We start from the raw sequence: 14,735 nt of genomic DNA, 5'->3' as shown, positions 1-14,735 counted from the left end.
CTAGGGGTGGCTGCCTTGCCGCGACGCAGCCCCCAGCCGGCTGCGCACGAATCCGACGTGTTCGCGCAGCACATAGAACGCGTCGGCGTAGGCGAGCGGCATGCGCAGCCGGTTCAACGAGTCCTCGATCCGATCCAGTTCCGCGAAGAGCCGCTTGCGCTCCTCTTCGGTCGAATCGGCGAGCGCGCCGCGTTCGATCGCAATCAGCGAACCATAAAAGCGATAGATGCGCGAGCGCACCCGCCAGCGGTAGAGCGCGGGAATCAGCCGCATGGCCGGAAACAGCAGCACCGCCACCGGCAGCAGCAGAACGAGCGTGCGGTCGCCGATGCTCGCCAGCCAGAACGGCAGCGTACGGTAGAGAAAGCTTTTGCCCGTCCTGTAGTAACGCTGCGCGTCCTCGCTGATCTGATATTCACGCGCAACCGGACTCGGAAATTGCCCCGCGCGCTGCAATAAACCCGGCATGCCGTGCACTTCCTGCGCGGCTTCGATCAGCAGATCGGAGATGGCTGGATGCAGCGTGTTGCGGGCCACGAGCTCGACAGTCGGACTGATCAGATGCACCGTTTCAGGCGGGATCGTGCGTTTCAGATCCAGCACGCCCGGCGGCAGGTCGATCTCGTCCAGATAGGGAAAAAGGCGCGTATAGGCGCTCGCCTCGGCAAAATTCATGACCGACACGCCGGGCACCTTGAGCAGGCGCAGCATCAGGCCACGGGTCGCGGAATCGCCGTTCAGGATCGCCGCGTCCACTTCGCCCGTCACGAGCTGGGTGGCGGCCTGCAAGCCGTCGGTCGGCACCAGTACGGTGTCGCCGCCCGGCTCGATACCATTGGCATCCAATAGTTTGAGCGAGAGCAGCCGCGTGCCGCTGCCTTCGCGCCCCACTGCGATCCGTTTGCCTTCCAGTTGCGAAAGCTGGCTCAACCCCGAGCCGCGATAGAACACCACCACCGGGATATAGAAGACGCTGCCGAGTGACATTAGCGACGCAGTGTTGAGGCCATCGGCCACGCCACCTTGCACGAAGGCGATGTCGACATGCTGCTTCGGGTCCAGCAGGCGCTGCAGGTTCTGTACGGAGCCGTCGGACTCCAGCACGTTCAGCTTGATGCCGTTGCGCTCAAGGATTTTCTTGTACTGTTCCGCGGCGACAAAAAACGAGCTGTCGTGCGGGCCGGCGCTCATGGTGATCGTCTTGGGCGGCGCCGGATCGACCAGCCAGACGATCAGCGTGACCATCAGCACGACGAGCGCGGCCACGACGATATAAGGCAACGTGTGATCGCGCCACTCGGCGTGGGGTTGAACGCCTGAAAAATGCGGGGGACGCGGGCGCTGCTCTTTCATGGGGACTCGGTGCCGGGGCCGGGATGAATGCATTGTCCACTGTCCGCGCCCCGTTTGCCGTCGGCAGTTTGCTCTATTGACGGGGCGTGGGCAAAGTTTGCACCAGCCGTGAATGCAAACGGAATGGCGGGAGCGGGGCAGCCAACGCCAGACGTTCAAGGAAGCGCCGCGGCCACACAGCGGATCGGTGAAATGTCCGGCATAACGGGCGCGCCGGCAAGCGGAAGGTGCGGGTCGTCGTGGCATAATCCGCGACAGCTTCCCCTCGTGTCGCCGGGCGCATCGTGAGTCGTTTCTATCGGAAGATCGGCAGTTGGCTGGGATTGTTCGCGATCCTGATGGCCACGCTCGCCCCGACGATCTCGCACACGCTCGCAGCACGCGGCGCCGAAAGCGCGATGGCGAGCGAGCATTGTGACATGCCGTCGATGGCCTCCATGGGCTCCATGGACACGATGCCCGCGATGGACACGATGCAGGAAGACGTGCCGCACGCGTCACCAGTCGCATCCAGTACGCCTGACCACCCCGGCAACGACCACACCCAGCACTCCACCCTGTCCGACGGCGACGCCTGCGGCTATTGCAGCCTGCTCGCCCACATGCCCGTCGTGCCGAGCGTCGAGGGACTGTTCGTCGTTACCGTCCGTGCTTTACAGCACACCGTCGCGACCCGCTTCGACAGCGTGCGCCGCGTCGAACCGCTCACCTTCGCGCAGCCCCGCGCCCCTCCGTTCGCATCCTGATTCGAGTCTTCACGCGCGATGCATCGAGTGCATCGCGGCTGCCGCCGCACGTCCGTCGCGACTGCGCGCGCCGGCCTTGTCACGACCTAGAAACAGGATGAATCATGCTGACCCAGACAACGCGCAGCGGGAAACCGCCGCGCGCGGCGGCGCTTGTCGCTGCCGCCAGCGTTTTGTTGTGCGCGCCTTCGCTCGCCAGTGCCCACGCGATTGCGGGCAATCGCGTCTTTCCGTCGACGATGGCCGTCGACGACCCCGGCGTAGGCGACGAAGCCAACCTCCAGTTCGGCCATCAACGCGTGCCGGGCGACAACGGCGACCAGAGCATCAACACCTTCGACTTCGAGTACGACAAGCTGATCACGTCGCGGCTCGCGGTGTCCGTGGACGGCACCTATGCGATGCAGAACAATCCGCGGGCGCACGGCTTCGACAACTTCGGCGTCGGCCTGAAGTATCTGCTGTATGTCAACGACGCGCACGAGTTCATGACCTCGATCGGCGTGGATGCCGAACTCGGCGGCACGGGCAGCCGCGCGATCGCCGACAACTTCTCGACGATCTCGCCGACCGTGTACGTGGGCAAGGGCATGGGCGATCTGCCCGAGTCGCTCGCGTATCTGCGTCCGCTCGCCATTACCGGTGAAGCGGGACCGGCGCTGACCACTGGCGCGGGACAGCCGAACGCATTCAACTACGGCTTCACGGTGCAATACAGCTTGCCGTATCTGCAGCAGCACGTGCGCGATGTCGGCCTGCCGCAGCCGCTCGCGAACCTGATTCCGCTAGTGGAGATTCCGCTGTCACGCAGCCAGGGGCAGACGACCGGCACAGTCAATCCGGGTTTTATCTGGATCAACCGTTATGGGCAGTTCGGCGTGGAGGCGCAGATCCCGATCAATCATGCAAGCGGCTCGCACGTGGGCATTCTGGTCCAGGCGCACATCTTCTTCGACGATGTTGCGCCGACCACGATCGGCAAACCTTTGTTTCAGTAACGCGGGAGAGTCACGATGATCATGAATGGCACGATCGGCAACCATCGCGGTGACGCGAGGCTCGCTGCCGCGAAACTGGCGGTGTGGTTCGCCGGTCTCGCAGTCGCGAGCGCGGCTTTCGCGCACGTGTTCCCGCAGAAGCAGGAACCCGGAGCCGGTGCGACGGTGGCCTCACCCGCGCAGGTACGGGTGATTTTTGACGGACCGCTCGAAGCGGCGTTCAGTTCGCTGACGGTGACCGACGCGAGCGGCAAGCAGGTCAACGCGCAGAAAGCCGCGGTCGACGAGCATCATCCGGCACTGATCGCCGTGCCGCTGCCGCCGCTCGAGGCGGGTCAGTATACGGTGCACTGGGTGGCCGTGGCGTCGGATGGACATCGCACGCACGGCGACTATGCGTTCAATGTGAAATAGCGGCAGGCGGTGATGCGCTGCGTCATCCGTCGAGGTATGGCGCGCGGTCGGTCGCATCATTCTGTTGCAATGACGCCGACCGCATGCGCATGCCTGGGATATCGCTTGCGGTATCAACGAGACGCGCCCGTCGCTTCGGCCGGAATTCCCGGAGGCAGTCCCGGCGGTGGTCCACTGTCGGTGAGGGTGAGCATCGGCATCGAACTCGGGCATTTGAACGTTTTCAGCACATCGCTCGTCAGCGGATTGGCAACGCTGCCCGCGCCCGCAATGTCGAGCACAGCCTTGCGGCCGTCGAAGTCGAAGGCCACGCGTGTGCGTCCCGGCGTTGCGGTCTCGGCAACCTGGCCTTTCTGAACCAGTCGCATTAGCGCCCACGGCCCGTCCGTTGCGAGCGTCGAAGTCTCCGGCCGGATGCGCGGCTCGGCCGTCACCTCCGCATGCACCCCGCCGCGTGTGCCCGGCCACGTCACCGGGAACGGCGTAACCGGTCCATGCTGATAGAGCGTCGTCTGACCGTCGATATCGATCATCAGTCCGGTAATCGTCGGATCGAGCTCGGGAATCCGGATCTCCGCCTTCCATGACAGCTGTTTCCGATCCGGGTCGGCGAAGAAGATGTCGCGGATCGCCTTCGCATGCTGGAACGGTTCGAGCTCCGGCCCCTGGACGGGTTCCGTCGCGCCGGCCAACGTCTTGTAGCGCCACGGTGTTGCCGACGTATCCACGAAGGCCGAGAGTGTCTTCACGAAGAAGTCGTCGATCACACCACCTTGCGCGAAGACACGCGTGAAGTCGTCGATACGCACCTCGCGCTGGCTGCCCGCCGCGAACGGATAGTTGCCTTCGATCGTCAACCGGCAGGTGTCGCCGACTACCGCCTGCATCTGTCGCGAGAGCAACTGGCCGATGCCCTGATTCACCTCGCGCGAGCCGTCCGCCGCCAGCGCCAGCAACACGGCGCGAAGCGGAGGCGGCATGGTGTTGGCGGTCATCTTGAGTCTGGCCGCCGTGTCGCTCGCCGGCGGCATGCTGTTGTTGGCGAGCGCATTGTCGGCGACCGTCAACGCCGTGTAGTAGTCGTTCAGCAGGTTCCCCACGCCGTCGAGCCCCGTCTTGTCCACTTGCGCCGTGCCTGCCTGCACGGCGGCCTGTCCGTCCGCATTGCCCGTAACGACCTCGCGCAGCGCGGCGAAGTGACTATCGACCAGTTCGCGTTCGATGATTTCCGAGGCCCGGATGCCGAGCGTCTTATCCGCTTTCTCGCTCAGCCGGTCGGCGGCCTTTTGCAGCAGGGAGGCGTCCGCTGCCGCGACGGCTTGCGTCAGCGTGGTCTCGCGCACGGCCGCGCGCGCCAGCCGGGCAAGCGGGGAATCGGGTGCTGCGAAGCTGCGCAGCACCTGTAGATCGAACTGCAGACTGGTCCCGTTGACGGTGCGAATGTCGCCGAGAAACGCATCCCACTGTCGCGCGTATTCCGTCAGATATTGGCGGCGGATAGCCTCCGTGAGCGGGTCGTCGGCGCCGCTCGCCGCGCTGACGAACTCAGCCGTTTTTTTTTGAGCCTCGCCCAGATAGGTGCGGCCCATTACCCAGGCGTCGTCGTCGCGCGCGGTCTCGACGAACTCGGGCACACGCTTGTCGAACAGCTGCCGGTAGCCGTCGAAGGTGAAGAGTCCCGGCACGCCGCGCGACAGCGGCGCGCCGCTCGCCCGCGTGAAGACGAGTCCGGCTTGCGGGCCGACCGCGCGGATCAGGGTGAATTCGTCCGGCGCCTCTTTCTGCATCGCCGCTCTGGCCCGTTCATACAGACGCGCGGTTGCATTGCTGCCATCGAGAAACGAGCGGGCCTGCTGCACCAGCGAATCGTTTCGGATCAGCGGTGACTGAACCACGCGGCTGCCTGAAAAGAGCTGCTGCACGTGCTCGATCATCGAGGCCCGGCCGCCGAACACCGCTGCGCTATCCGTGTTCGCCCAGTCGTCGAGCACCCAGGCTTTCACGTCGTCGGCGTGGAATTTCGGCTTGTCGTAGAGCATCAGGTAGAGGCGTAGCGCGTCGTAGGCGGTCTTCGAATCCTTGTTCGCCACCGCTTGGGCGATGACGTTCTCCATACGCCGCACAATAGGCGGCAGCAGCAGGTTGTCTTCGAGCACATCGTAGGTGCGGCGGCTCTCGGCGACCACAGCAGGCGCGGTGTAAAGACCGAACCGGTACGCGCTATCCGGGTCCGCCATGTCGAGCCCCGGGAAGGTCGGCAGGTAACGCGCTTCGGTGAGCGTATCGGGGATCGCGTCGGGTTTCGGCTCCTTGTAGAGTTGCGCGACCCTCGCGGCCAGCGCCTGCGACTTGCGGCCGATGAGGGAAAGATAGTCGCTGTTATGCGCGAAGCTGAGCCGCAGGCCGATTGCAAGCCATGCGAAGAGAAGCACGGCGAGCGCATGGCCGGTGAACCGCAGCAAACGGAAACGGAATTCCCAGCGCAGATTGGGCCGCACCAGTTGCGCCTCGGCGAACACGACCTTGGTGAGCAGATCGTGCAGGAAGTAGCTTTGATTGCCCGCCGGCCTGGCACCGCGCGTACCGGGCACCCTATCGAGCGATGCCGACAGCCGCCGTGCGATAGTGCGCCGCCCGGCGACCAACGTGTCGCCTGCCTGAATCGCGCTCGTGAAGTAAACGCCGCGCAGGGTGGCGTGAAGTTGCGTGGCGTCGTAACGTGAGTCGAGGAACACGCGTTCGACCAGCTCGCCCAGCGGTTGCGACAGTGCCGCAAACTCTTCGGATAGCGCGACGAGCTGCCGGCGCCGGGCCGGATCGAATTCGTCCTGCAAACGCGTGTTGACGCCGTCGGCGAGGCGGTTTGTCAACAAGCCGAGTTCCTCGTCGCAGCGCGTCCGCATGCCTCGGGCGGCAAGCGACTCCTTGCCGTAGGGCAGCGTAAAGCCCCAAGGTTGGGCTCGTCCCTCGGCCGTCAATGAAGCGAAGTATTCGTTGAAGCCGCACAGGCGGTCCATCTTGGTCACGACCAGATAGACCGGAAAGCGGATACCGAGCGTTTCGCGCAATTCCCCAAGACGTGCGCGTAACGCCGCCGCTTCGGCCATGCGCGCGTTGTTGTCGAGACTCGTCAGCGCGGCAAGCTCGACTGTCACTATCGCGCCGTTGATCGGCGCGCGAGGCCGGTGTTTGCGCAGCATCGCAAGAAAGCCGAGCCATTCGTCCGCATCCGTTTTTTCGTGCAACCGGTTCGAGTCCGGATGATTAGCGGCGGGCGACGCGACAGGTTTGTCCGTGGCGGCCGCTTCTGCATGCCTTGACGTGGCCGTCGCCTTGTCAGCAGCCTTGCTCGTCACCGTAGCGAGCGTCGACGCCAGTCGCCCGTTTTGCGAGGTGCCATGACAGGTGTAGTGCCCCGCGGTATCGATCAGCACCGCTTCGTTGGTCAGCCACCATTCGACGGACTCAGTGCCAAGGAGAGCACCGGCAGTGCGCTGCATCTGCGCCGCGAGCGGAAACGGCAGTCCGGCATTGAGTAACGCGGACGTCTTGCCGGAGCCTTGCGAGCCGAGCGTGATGTACCACGGCAATTCATACAGGTAGCGTTTGCCCTGAAACAGACGCGCGATCCCACGCGCTCCCGTGCGCATGGCTTTCAAACGCGCGAGCGCCGCCGAGACGATCGCATGTACGTTTTCCAGTTGTGCCGCAGCCGGCGATGCCTCCTTCCTGCGGCCAAATTCGAGCAGGCTCTGGAGGAATTGCGGTTCGCTGCGCATTTTCTGCAAGAGCAGGAATGCCCAGTACACGACGGAGATCGCCAGCAATATCGCAATGGCGATCATGCGCGCCGAAGCGGACACGAACGGTTGTTCGCGGCCGACGGTGACGAGTGGCGACGCGTGCCAGATCAGCAGGCACAGCAGCGCCACGAAAAACACACTGGCGGACCAGTCCGCCAGCCACAGCAGCACGCCTGCCAGCATGAGTGCTATCACCAGCACACGCATGCCGACGGGGGCGAGCGGTTTCAAGCCGCCGAACGCCACCAGTGGACCCACGAACCAGATCACCAACGCGATAACCAGCAGCGCGGCGAGAGCGAGGAACTGGCGCGATACCAGAAACGACAACTTCTTCATGCCTGAATTTCCCAAGTGTCCTGGTTGATCCGTCATTGCGCGACCGTGATCTCGACGCGGCGATTTTGCGCGCGGCCCTGTACGGTGGCGTTATCGCCCACTGGATCGGCGGCACCTTTTCCTACGGCTTCGAGGCGCGTCGCCGGTACGCCGGCTGTCTGAAGCCGTTGCATGATCTGCGTGGCGCGCTCCTCCGAGAGGGCTTCGTTCGAGGCGAACTGGCGGCTTCGGATCGGCAGATTGTCGGTGTAACCCAACACGGCGACCTTGCCCGGCACCTTGACGATTTCGCCCGCGAGCCTGGTGATGAGTGGCGTCATCGCGCTCTTCACCGCCGCGGCTCCCGGCGGGAACATGGAATCTCCGCGGAACGTTACCGAGCTGTGATGGCCGTCTTCGTCGACACTCACCGTGCCGGCGGCAATCTCGTTCTTCAACAGTTCCTTGAGGTGCAGTGCGCGCGGGGGAGGCGGGGGTGTCATGCGGCCAATGTCGGCGATCTGCTTTTGCATCTCCGCGCTGTGGTTCAGCAATTCGTATTTGAAGTAGCCGAACAGAGCGATCAGGATGACTGAAAGAACAAAAAGCGTGATCCATACCGGGAAGTCGAAAAACGACACCCGGTTGCCCTTCGCATCCGATTGCCAGTGTGGCGACAGCGCGACGGCCAGACTCCCGTGCCGCGGCATGATCTCGTTATAGATCCGTTGACGCACGGTTTCATGTTTGCGTCGTCCATCGGCCTCGTAGCGGTAGCGGCCTTCGAAGCCCAGACTAAGAATCCGGTAGATGAGTTCGAGCAGGTCGAGATGTTCCTGCGACTCGCTCATCAGCCGCCCGACCAGCAGATAGACCTTGGTGCCGCCTTGCCGATCTTCGTGGAAGAGCGTGGCAAGTCCATGGGTATTCCATTCGACGCCGGTTTCTCCGCCTTTGCCCCATACCGTTTGCATGGCGGCTTCGTCGAGTGCCGTGCACAGGCAATAGCGCGCACCGAGCATATGATCGCGCCGGATGTTGGTCTGATCGCAAAGCTTCTGGAAAGCCCGCACTTCCTGCTCAAGCAGCACTCGCAACTGTTCTATCCCGTCCTGCTGCAACGGGTCAGGCAGGTCCGCCAGCGCGCGCAACAGAGGGCGGGCCGCCTCGAGCAGCGGGTTGCGCGAGGCCCTGATCGCGGCAAGGCGCTCCGCGGTCGATTCACCCGGCGGCGCGTCTCGATGAGGGGACGGGCCGGACGCCGCCGCGCTCGCGGCTCGGGAAGACACTTCTGCCTGGGCGAAATGTGAGGCGGCGGCCTGCATGCCGCCCTGATCGCCAGGCCACGGGGCACGCTCGCGCGAGCGGTTTGCTACGTCTGAATGCACTGACTGACCTTTTGTCTCTGGATTGTCGTTGCCCCTTGTTATTCGAGGCTTTAGCGTCTCACGCTGCCTGGTACCCGCTGATGCGTGCTAGCCGCGCACGCCCCACAGTTCGAGCTTCAGCGACGGGAATTCGCCGGCGACATGCAAGGCAAGTCCACCGTGTCGCGCGACTTCGTCCCACAACGGGCCGCCACGGGCGAACTCGTAATAGACAAAGCCCGCGTTAAACGGGATCTGTCGCGGCGGGACCGGCAGCGCCTGTAGCGCGATGCCCGGCAGATGTCCCCGCACCAGATCAGGCAGCCGTTCAGAGGGGCCGGCTTTCGCCTGAGCGGCAAACTGTTGCTGGAGCAGGTCGGGCGGCATCGCGGCATGCACCGCGAGCACCACTGCCGTGAAGCCGCGCATGTCGACGGGATCGACCACCGCGTTGCGCATTCCATGTCCCAGCTCTCTTAGTTCAATGTGCTGTGCGCTGCGCACCAGCACCGCATTGAGCAGTAGATGCGTGTCGTCCACCAACGGCTTCAGACACAGGTGCGGCGTGGTGTGCTGGTAAGCCGGATGGGAATCGAGCGGGCGCCGGCTATCGGTGCGCACGTAGGTCGACAGTTCTCCCGCCATGCAGAGCAGCAGCGCATAAAGATCGGCCGGGGACGTGGCCGGCACCCGGCGTAGATGCTGGAGCAAGGGCTCGTAACGGTTGAGCGTTTGCAACAGCAGATAGTCGGAGACTTCCGCTGTGGTGCCGGCGTTGCCGTTAGCGCCGGTCAGACGGGTTGCGAGCGCGGTTGCACGCAGGCGCGTGAGTTCGTGAATCTTCGCGAGCCAGCTCGTGAGCAGTTCGCTCGCACCGAAGCCCGCCACCGGCGGAATCAAAGTCTCGTCCAGCGCGATGCTGCTGTCCGCGTGAATCGTCTTGACGCGAGTGAGCGCGAGGCCGATCCATGCATCGGTCAATTCCTTCTCCGGCACGAGCCGCAGGCGCAGGTTCGACAACTGCACGGTCTTCGGACCTTGTCCGATCGAATTCGTGTCGCGCAACTCGGTGTCGAATACAGTGTTGCGCGCGAGCGAGTCGGCCGCGTTGTCGAAGGTTGTCTCTTCGCCGTTCGGCACACGCACGGGCACCGCGAGATAGATCACCTGATCCAGGTGCTCCGCGCGGACGGTGAGCGGCGCGGGCGGCGACGTGCTGGCGGGCATATCGAACGGCGTGCCGTCCGCGAATACGCCACTGGCCGACTTCACGATCACCTTGCCGAGCGCCAGCGCTTCGCTATCGAGACTGTAGTGACTGAAGCCGAAGAAGAACGGCGAGAGCGTTGCTGCGCGTTTGTGCGCATAGTGCTCGAGGTATCGCTCCTGTTGCTGAAAAAGCTGCGGGCGCAGAAAGAGCCCCTCGCTCCAGACCACCTTGTTATGCCAGCTCATGCTTTTATTCCACTATTTTCTTTCGGTGATCCTGATCGCATTCGGTTCAAGATCGATGGTCAGTTTCAATTTCGGCGAGGCGCGATACCACGCCGCATCGGGCGCGGACGGTAGCGGATAGGCCGCGCGCCATACCGAGTTGGGCAGATCCCGATAGGCCGCGAGTATTCCGATCACGGTCGTGGCGGGATCGGTTTTGGTCCGGATAAATTTGCTCTCGCCTGGCCGCAACTGGAATTGCGCGCGCGTGACAAGCTCGTCCGCGAGGGCTGTCCTGTCTTTTTCCTGCAATGAAAAGAAGTCGGCGGAATTGAATGCCGCGTCGGTTTTCAATTCATAAACCCGTATGACGATCGGCGCCGCACGCTTCTGGTCGTCTGGATTGACACCCGACGACGCAACGACCGACAGTTCGAGCTTGACGGGTTCTTTCGCGGTGTTCGGATCGCGGCTGGCGCACGCGGTCAGCGCACATGCAAAGGCGAGGGCAATAACGGTGGCGAACGGGCGCATTGGGCAACGCAAAAATGAGGCACGATAGAAACGCAGCAAGGACGCAACCCGGCGAGGCAAGGGAACTCTAGGACCTACCGGGGACGGGGCTGCGCGTGAACCGGCAACGCGGCTCAAGTTTCCTTATTGCCCTTGATGTCGTAACCGGCTGTCACTGCGCCGCCGCTACCGCCCTGTGCGTTCTGAACGACATACTCCTGCTTGACCTTCGCAAACGAAAGGCGAACATGCTCGTGAATACCGTCGTCGGCGTTGCTGCCAGACGGATGAACCTGGGTGACGATCACATCGTTCATGGTGATCTTCAGATATTCGAGCGGGTTGCCGCCGGCCTTGCGCACAACCAGCACAGCCTGGTCGACGTGCTTACCGGTCAGGCAGTATTTCATCAGGTTCGGGCTCGCCCGATCCACGAGGTGTTCGAACTCGAGGTCGTCCACGGTCGCTTTTCCTGCGCCGCCGCCGGAGCCTGCATGCATATTCGCTTGCTGGGACACTCGCCAGCCCCAACTCCTGACTTCGATTTCGTTCTTGTGCGAAGCATCCGGCGATTCTCCATCAATACCGTTGATCTTGAGAAAAATGTCTTGTGCCATTTAAAAAACGCTCCTTGCGCGTTGAATTTTGACAGTCTGGTTTTCACTACTTGCTGGCTACATCCGCAATCTCTGCCTGCAGTGCCTCACGAAGACTACGGCGATCGTCGGCGGCCCTGATATCGTCGATAAGCCATTTGCCACGAACCCAAACCAGATCGAACTCCACCTGGTGCGGCTCCTTGAAGTTTGTAAACGACACGACGGCCCTCGCCGTGTGACGCTTCGCGACCGTGACGTCGATGCCGGTCGTCGTGATGTCGAAATCCTGGCAGCGGCAAACCGGATCCATGCCCAGATAGCCGGCCTCTCCCTTCAATGCCCGCTGATCCTTCCTGATGACCCGCATGAGTGAGGGCGACGCAATGGCATGAGAGCCGGACGTATCGATGCCGGGAGGATCGCCGTTGAACGTGTAGGCGCCATAGACGGTTTGCAGAAACCGCTTCGCCGAATCGACGCTCTGTGCAAGTGCCGGTTGCATGCCCAGAGCAGCCCACGCAACCGCCGCCAAAGCGCAGCTTCGCCATTGCCTCATTGCGCCCCCTGCCAGCGATACACCTTGTACGCCGGCTTCTTTTGACGATAGCCCGGACCGCCCCACATATCGTTCTGGCGAAAATCCGAGACCCACTGCAAGCCGTTGTACATGGTGATATGGCCGGCGATATTGCCGCCGGGATAAGGCTGAATAACGGCCGTGTCGCCTTTGCGCGGCGTAATCAGGTCGCCCACGGATACTTCGACAAACCCATGCGCGCGCAAAACGGGACCATAGTTCCTGGCGAACTCAACCGCCGGTCCCTGAGAAATGACGATTCCGCCGGCCGCAAGCGCTTGCCTCACATAGGTCGCGCATCGGCCATTGGAATCCGCACGGGCGTGAGTATTCAGATGCCTGACCGCTGCATCGACATCGTAATTTTGATCGGACATATCAACGTGTTGAATCGGATCGCAATCGGTTGAAAATCACAAACGGAAAGCGGGGCGAGATGCGGACGCACAACTGTTTTCGTAGCGATAACACGGTCTGCATCCAGAAGCCTGCTTCCGGCCGTTTCAGTCAGGCGGCTTCCTTGATGGACGGCAACCGCGCGACGAGGCGCAAGGACACCGTCAGCCCTTCGAGCTGAAAGTGCGGGCGCAGAAAGAACTTCGCCTGGTAGTAGCCGGGGTCGCCTTCCACTTCCTCCACCACCACCTCCGCGGCGGCGAGCGGCCGTCGTGCCTTGGCTTCCTGGGATGAGTTGGCGGGATCCGCGTCGACGTAATGCATGACCCACTCGTTCAGCCAGCGCTGCATGTCTTCGCGCTCCTTGAATGCGCCAATCTTGTCGCGCACGATGCACTTGAGGTAATGCGCGAAGCGCGAACAGGCGAACAGATATGGCAGGCGCGCGGACAGATTCGCGTTCGCGGTGGCGTCCGCGTCGTAGTATTCAGCGGGCTTCTGCAACGACTGCGCACCGATGAAAGTGGCGTGATCGGTGTTCTTGCGGTGGATCAACGGGATGAAGCCGTTCTTCGACAATTCGGCTTCGCGCCGGTCCGAGATGGCGATTTCGGTTGGGCATTTCATGTCGATACCGCCGTCGTCAGTGGGAAACGAATGGCACGGCAGATTCTCGACCGTGCCGCCCGATTCGACGCCGCGGATCAGCGAGCACCAGCCATACAGCTTGAACGAGCGATTGATGTTCACGCCCATCGCGTAGGCCGCGTTGGCCCACGCATAGCGACGGTGATCGGAGCCGTTGGTGTCCTCTTCGAAATCGAACTCGTCGACGGGATGGGTTCTCGCGCCATAGGGCAGCCGGGCGAGGAAGCGGGGCATGGCAAGCCCGACGTAGCGCGCGTCTTCGCTATTGCGCAACGAGTTCCACGGCGCGTACTCCAGGTTTTGCGTGAAGATCCTGGTCAGGTCGCGCGGGTTGGCGAGCTCCTGCCATGATTCCATTTGCAGGACCGAAGGCGACGCGCCGGAAATGAACGGCGTGTGCGCCGCCGCGGCCACCTTGGCGATCGAGCCGAGCAGATCGACGTCGGGCGGCGTATGGTCGAAATAGTAGTCGGCTACGAGGCACCCATAAGGCTCGCCGCCAAGCTGGCCGTATTCCTGTTCGTAGATCTGCTTGAAGAGCGGGCTCTGATCCCACGCCATGCCTTTGTAGCGTTTCATCGTGCGCCGCAACTCGTCTTTCGACACGTCCATGAAACGGATTTTCAGACGCTCGTCGGTCTCCGTGTTCGAGACCAGATGGTGCATACCGCGCCAGGCGGACTCCAGTTTCTGGAAGTCGTCATGGTGAAGAATCAGATTGATCTGTTCGGAAAGCTTGTGATCGATCTGCGCGATGATCGCCTCAATGCTTTTATACGCGTCGTCGCTGATCGTGGCCGACTGCAGCAATGCCTGTTCGGCGAGCGTCTGCACGGCGTGTTCGACAGCCACGCGGGCCTGTTCCGTTTTCGGTCTGAATTCGCGGTTGAGCAACTGGGTAAAGTCGGACGGCGTATGCGCTTCCGCAGCCCCCGCGTGGATCTGTTGTGTTGCCATGTCATGTCCTCCGGATCTGTTCTGCTCAGGCGGTCAGATGGTCGTGACCGTATCCACTGTGTCGTGGTCCGCGTCTGTCACGTGCGGTTTCGGTGTGGCCGCAAGCGATTTCAACAACGCCGGATTCTGTAGCAAACTGTTGACGAGTGATTCCGCACCGGACTTGCCGTCCATATACGTTTGCAGGTTCGCGAGTTGCGTGCGGGCTTCGAGCAGTTGGCGCAGCGAATCGACCTTGCGGGCAACGGCCGCCGGCGAGAAGTCTTCAATGCTCTCGAAGGTCATGTCGACCAGCAACTGTCCATCGCCTGACAGCGTGTTCGGCACCGTGAATACGACGCGCGGCTCGATCGCCTTCATCCGTTCGTCGAAGTTGTCGATATCGATGTCGAGGAAGCCGCGCGCGGCTACCGGCGGCAGCGCCTCGACGGGCGCGCCGGAAAGGTCCGACAGCACGCCCATCACGAACGGCAATTCGACCTTTTTCTCGGAGCCGTAGACTTCGACGTCGTACTCGATCTGCACACGTGGCGCCCGATTGAGCGCGATGAATTTCTGCGAACTGCTGGGAACGGACATGGAGGCCTCCGTGGACGGTGGTGAAGAGTCGGC

At 62.7% G+C, this 14,735-nt stretch carries 13 protein-coding genes; 3 read left to right on the top strand and 10 right to left on the bottom strand.

What is annotated here, in order from left to right:
* The gene (locus P0D71_RS18905) at positions 1–1,353 is read right to left on the bottom strand and encodes a TAXI family TRAP transporter solute-binding subunit (protein WP_408186659.1); all 1,353 of its coding nucleotides are present in this window, start codon (positions 1,351–1,353) and stop codon (positions 1–3) included.
* 284 nt (positions 1,354–1,637) lie between these two features.
* Here P0D71_RS18905 and P0D71_RS18900 point away from each other — a divergent pair, with 284 nt between their 5' ends.
* The 3 genes from P0D71_RS18900 (at position 1,638) to P0D71_RS18890 (ending at position 3,511) form a co-directional block, all read left to right on the top strand.
* The gene (locus tag P0D71_RS18900) at positions 1,638–2,099 is read left to right on the top strand and encodes a DUF2946 domain-containing protein (protein ID WP_408481541.1); all 462 of its coding nucleotides are present in this window, start codon (positions 1,638–1,640) and stop codon (positions 2,097–2,099) included.
* A 104-nt stretch (positions 2,100–2,203) separates the two neighbouring features.
* Positions 2,204–3,097, top strand: coding sequence for a hypothetical protein (locus P0D71_RS18895; protein WP_408186661.1), 894 nt, complete (start codon positions 2,204–2,206; stop codon positions 3,095–3,097).
* A 15-nt stretch (positions 3,098–3,112) separates the two neighbouring features.
* Complete coding sequence (locus P0D71_RS18890; protein ID WP_408481539.1) at positions 3,113–3,511, top strand: copper resistance CopC family protein; 399 nt, start codon at positions 3,113–3,115, stop codon at positions 3,509–3,511.
* A gap of 113 nt (positions 3,512–3,624) precedes the next feature.
* Here the strand turns inward: P0D71_RS18890 and tssM are convergent, their stop codons facing one another.
* The 9 genes from tssM to tssB all read right to left on the bottom strand — a co-directional run bounded on the left by tssM (position 3,625) and on the right by tssB (position 14,702).
* Positions 3,625–7,653: a type VI secretion system membrane subunit TssM gene (tssM, locus tag P0D71_RS18885; RefSeq protein ID WP_408481538.1), complete on the bottom strand. Its 4,029-nt coding sequence runs from the start codon at positions 7,651–7,653 to the stop codon at positions 3,625–3,627.
* 32 nt (positions 7,654–7,685) lie between these two features.
* On the bottom strand, positions 7,686–9,020 hold the full coding sequence (gene tssL / locus P0D71_RS18880) for a type VI secretion system protein TssL, long form (protein ID WP_408481537.1): 1,335 nt from the start codon (positions 9,018–9,020) through the stop codon (positions 7,686–7,688).
* A gap of 87 nt (positions 9,021–9,107) precedes the next feature.
* Positions 9,108–10,454: a type VI secretion system baseplate subunit TssK gene (gene tssK / locus P0D71_RS18875; RefSeq protein WP_408481535.1), complete on the bottom strand. Its 1,347-nt coding sequence runs from the start codon at positions 10,452–10,454 to the stop codon at positions 9,108–9,110.
* A 12-nt stretch (positions 10,455–10,466) separates the two neighbouring features.
* Positions 10,467–10,967: a type VI secretion system lipoprotein TssJ gene (gene tssJ, locus P0D71_RS18870; RefSeq protein ID WP_408481534.1), complete on the bottom strand. Its 501-nt coding sequence runs from the start codon at positions 10,965–10,967 to the stop codon at positions 10,467–10,469.
* A gap of 113 nt (positions 10,968–11,080) precedes the next feature.
* The gene (locus tag P0D71_RS18865) at positions 11,081–11,563 is read right to left on the bottom strand and encodes an Hcp family type VI secretion system effector (RefSeq protein WP_091793890.1); all 483 of its coding nucleotides are present in this window, start codon (positions 11,561–11,563) and stop codon (positions 11,081–11,083) included.
* A 46-nt stretch (positions 11,564–11,609) separates the two neighbouring features.
* A complete protein-coding gene (locus P0D71_RS18860) occupies positions 11,610–12,077 on the bottom strand; it encodes a DUF3828 domain-containing protein (protein WP_408481533.1) in 468 nt (155 codons plus the stop codon).
* Positions 12,078–12,097: 20 nt separating this feature from the next.
* Entirely contained in the window at positions 12,098–12,499 is a 402-nt protein-coding gene (locus P0D71_RS18855) for a hypothetical protein (protein ID WP_408481531.1), read from the bottom strand.
* A gap of 130 nt (positions 12,500–12,629) precedes the next feature.
* Positions 12,630–14,123 carry a type VI secretion system contractile sheath large subunit gene (gene tssC / locus P0D71_RS18850; protein WP_408481529.1) on the bottom strand — a complete coding sequence of 498 codons (1,494 nt, stop codon included), beginning with the start codon at positions 14,121–14,123 and terminating at the stop codon, positions 12,630–12,632.
* 33 nt (positions 14,124–14,156) lie between these two features.
* Positions 14,157–14,702 carry a type VI secretion system contractile sheath small subunit gene (tssB, locus tag P0D71_RS18845; RefSeq protein ID WP_408481528.1) on the bottom strand — a complete coding sequence of 182 codons (546 nt, stop codon included), beginning with the start codon at positions 14,700–14,702 and terminating at the stop codon, positions 14,157–14,159.
* Positions 14,703–14,735 lie beyond the last annotated feature (33 nt).

The organism is Paraburkholderia sp. RL17-383-BIF-A, assembly GCF_046028015.1.
GTDB lineage: Bacteria > Pseudomonadota > Gammaproteobacteria > Burkholderiales > Burkholderiaceae > Paraburkholderia.
This window is presented reverse-complemented; position numbering and strand designations above follow the sequence as displayed.